4 protein-coding genes and 1 pseudogene are annotated in these 3537 nt (G+C 65.7%); 2 read left to right on the forward strand and 3 right to left on the reverse strand.

From position 1 onward, the window contains the following. The coding region (locus tag BFF77_RS29750; RefSeq protein ID WP_425424443.1) for an IS701 family transposase at window positions 1-624 on the reverse strand (624 nt) is incomplete at its 3' end. Between the two features lie 735 nt (window positions 625-1359). Here BFF77_RS29750 and BFF77_RS29755 point away from each other — a divergent pair. Continuing rightward, window positions 1360-1647, forward strand: a complete 288-nt coding sequence (locus BFF77_RS29755) for a hypothetical protein (RefSeq protein ID WP_245703795.1) — start codon at window positions 1360-1362, stop codon at window positions 1645-1647. Further along, window positions 1643-1778: pseudogene (locus BFF77_RS38300) on the forward strand (transposase); the annotation flags it as partial. The gene BFF77_RS29755 and the pseudogene BFF77_RS38300, both read left to right, overlap by 5 nt. Before the next feature lie 123 nt (window positions 1779-1901). Here BFF77_RS38300 and BFF77_RS33825 read toward each other — a convergent pair. Further along, window positions 1902-2216, reverse strand: coding sequence for a CPCC family cysteine-rich protein (locus tag BFF77_RS33825; RefSeq protein WP_245703797.1), 315 nt, complete (start codon window positions 2214-2216; stop codon window positions 1902-1904). Between the two features lie 114 nt (window positions 2217-2330). Further along, window positions 2331-3395 (reverse strand): alpha/beta hydrolase, encoded by a 1065-nt coding sequence (locus BFF77_RS29760; protein WP_066956125.1) that lies wholly within the window; start codon window positions 3393-3395, stop codon window positions 2331-2333. Window positions 3396-3537: the final 142 nt, after the last annotated feature.

The following is a 3537-nucleotide window of genomic DNA, read 5'->3' on the forward strand; positions in this document are numbered from 1 at the left end:
CAGCCGGATCCGGCTGGTCTGGCCGTAGAGTTCATCGGCGGTTACCCACCCGAACGGTATCCCCGATTCGACGGCACGCTTCAGTATGTGCAGGCCCATGTCTGGCTTGGTGGCGAACTCGACATCGTCACCGATACCGGCAGCTCGGCAGCGCTCGCGGTCCGATGTCCAGTCCTTTGGGAGATACAGCTCACGGTCGATCAGCGCCCGCCCCCGGTCGGAACCGTAGGCCAGGAACACCCCGATCTGGGAATTCTCGATCCGGCCGGCCGTTCCCGAGTACTGCCGGGCCACACCCGCCGACCGCACCCCTTTCTTCAGGAAACCCGTCTCGTCGAGGATCAGAATTCCCCGCTCCGGATCTCCGATATGCTCCACGACCGCTTCACGAACGTCGTCACGCAGGGCATCAGCGTCCCACAGGTAGTGGTTCAGCAGCCGCTGCATGCCCTGAGGGCCGGTGTCACCGGCGGCCTCAGCCAGGGTCCAGCCGTTCTTGCGTTCCGCTTCGCTGAGCAGTCCCCGCAGGTAGGACACCATCCGCCGCCTCGGCTCCACCCGCCCGAACCGGCCCGCAAACCGCGCCACGAAACCACCGAAGCTATCTGACCACCCGTCAGCTATCTCTACCACCACGAAGTAATCAACGACGCCGCACAAGCCACGTCACGGAGTGTCGTTGCAGTACTAAGTGGGGAGAAATGAGTAGGACGACGGACATGTGCTTGGATGCCCTCCATGGCTTTGAGCGATCCGCTGTAGCGCTCTCACCCAACCAGCTCTAGTAGGAAGCGCGTTGCACGGGATGGTACTCGCAACAGGATCACGGGCGTCGGCGCCCGCAGCCACGCGGCCGCGTACTTCCGTGACGGCCTCCCCGCGATCGACCTGGGCCACCGCCCCGGCGTTCCGCACGTCTTGGGTGCTTCCGACACGACTTCAGCGGCCTGATGAGCTGACCACCCGTGCGCCCAGGGCGCAGTCCGGCGCAGGCTCGCTCGCCGTTGTGTCCGGTAGCTCCGACGGACCGGTGGGCACCGCGAAGAAGAAGTGAGCCAATCAAGCATCGGGACATCAGCCTGACCCACGCCTCGCCCAGATCGAGCGGCTCAAGCCCGAAGTCGCCAGCCTGTGCAAACTCCTTGGCAGGAGGGACGCCGGAGTTGGTGATCTCCGAGACTTCCGGGCACGGGCTCTCTCCCGCCTCGCCGCCCAGCACGACGCGATCACCGCCTTGCGGCGGGAACTGGCGTCCACCACGGAGACTAGGCCGTGTCTGACAAATGATCAACGTCAGGCTGACCTGGGGCGGTAGGCAGTGGCCTTGCCGTGGCGGTCACGGCCAGCGATGCTGGGCCGATGCCGGGGCAGCGCAAAGGAAGACGTCAGCGCCAGGACGAGATGCGGCAGGCTGCTGACAGCTTCGTGCCGGAGGCAGGGCGCTGGGAAGTGCTTTTCGAAACCCAGGATGAGTCGGAGTGGCGCGAGCACATTCGCCGCCTCCGAGCGTCGGACACGCGGATCGACTGGGCCGCAGCGCGCATGGACACGTTTTGCGGGCGCCTGACGCAGCCGACTACATACCGGCTGAGCCTCTTCGTGCGGGACATCGTGCCCGATCCGGGCAAGGACTCCTCTGATAATTGATCTTGCGGCTGGTCGGGGTGAGTTGACGGATGCGGCCTGGGAGCGCACAGGGCCCTTGCTGCCGCCAGGTGAACGGGCGCGGTCGTCCGTGGCGTGATCACCAGCAGGTGGACAATGGTGTGTTGTGGCGGCGCCCACCAACCCAACTGCCAACCCCTGAGCCAATCTCATGGCTCTGCACGAGGCCACAGCTCCCACGACGAGTCTGGCGGAAAAGGCTGAGGAGGATTTCCGGTGTGGACCAATCCCTGTACTCAGACGCGACGCCGGTTCGGGCGTGAACGCCACCTACCCGGGCCGCCATTGGCTGCCGATTTTGGATCTGTTGCCCTCGTTGTGGTGACGTACTCCGCGTAGCGACGACGTGCGTCGGTCAGACTCTCCGCTCCGTTGGGGCCGCCCCAGACCTCGTCGGCGTTCGGGTTGTCCTGGCCATCGTCTTCCCAGCTGCACTCGTCACAGATCTGGAATTGTCCGCGGGCTTCCAGCGTCAAGAGCTTGCAACAGGGACAGGCATACGGACCACAGCCGGGCGGGATGGCTCTGGGCGGTTCTCCGGGCGTTGTCACGCGTCGAGTGTTGCATGATCTGCGAGGAAGCTCTGGGCTGGTCGCTCATTCTGAAATGAACAGTAAGAACTCCTAACGAAATGATCTTCGAGGGGTCGAGTCCGGGGTCGTCGCTCAGGAGGTGGGGGTGGTGAGGTGGCGGTTGTAGAAGTCGGTGGTGCGCTGTTCGTACTCGGTGCGGTGGGTGAAGAAGGACTCGCCGTGTTCCGCGCCCGGTACGAGCCACAGTTGCTTGGGGGACTTCACCGCGTTGTAGATCTTCTTGCTCATCCAGGTGGGGTTGTAGGTGTCGGCGTCGCCGTGGATGACGAAGACCGGCAGCCGGGTCTTGCCGGCGGCTGTGAGCGCGTCGGCGTCGGCGAACCAGTAGCCAGCGCTGAGCCTGGTCTCCAGGCTGGCGACGGCGACGGCCGGGATGAACGCCGGCACGTTGGCCACCTCGCGTACCTGGTAGGTGAACTCGTCGTTGACGGAGGTGTAGCCGCAGTCGTCGATGACGGCCTTGACCTGGGAGGGCAACTGGGGGTGGGCGCTGAGCATGAGGGCGGTGGAGCCGCCCATGGAGATGCCGTGGAGCAGGATCTGCGCCTCGTTGCCGACGGTGTTCACCAGGCGCTTCAGCCAGCCGATGTAGTCGTTCTGGTCGAGGTGGCCCATGCCGGCGTAGTCGCCGCCGCTCATGCCGTGCCCGCGGGCGTCGGCCATGAAGACGTTGAAGCCGCGCGCCCGGTAGGAAGCGCCGAGTTCTCCCATCAGCGAGGCATCGGCCCGGTGCCCGTGGAGCAGTACGACGGTGCGGGTGGTCTTCTTCACCGCGGGGAACCAGTATCCGACCGTCTCCACGTCGTCACCTTGTTGTTGTGTCCACCGCTCGTGCGGCGTCGCGGTGATCCACTTCCATCCCTCCTTGCGGGCGTTGGCCATGGTGAGCGCCATGCCGTCCGCGCCCTCGGCGGCGATCGTGCCGAGTGGTGCGGCCCGCTGTATCGCGGAGTGGAAGACGAAAGTGCCGATGCCGGCCGTGGCCAGGACCCACAGCGCGACCAGCGCGACGGCGGTACGGATCAGCCACGTACGGCGCCGTGAGGGGCGCCGCCACTTTCCCCGTCTCTCCTGCTGCGAATCGGATTCGGTGGAGACGGGCTGTGCGGCATGACTGGTGGTGGGCGGTGTACTCATGGGAGGCGTTCCTCGGGCAGGGTGGGGTGGGCCAGGACGGTGGTTCAGGGGGTAAAGGTGATGGCGAGGGCGATGCCGGGGCGGGCTGTACGGGGCAGAAGGCGGGTTGCCAGGTCGGTCAGGCGGACCAGGAGGTAGCGGC

Source organism: Streptomyces lushanensis (assembly GCF_001700515.1).
Lineage (GTDB): Bacteria > Actinomycetota > Actinomycetes > Streptomycetales > Streptomycetaceae > Streptomyces > Streptomyces lushanensis.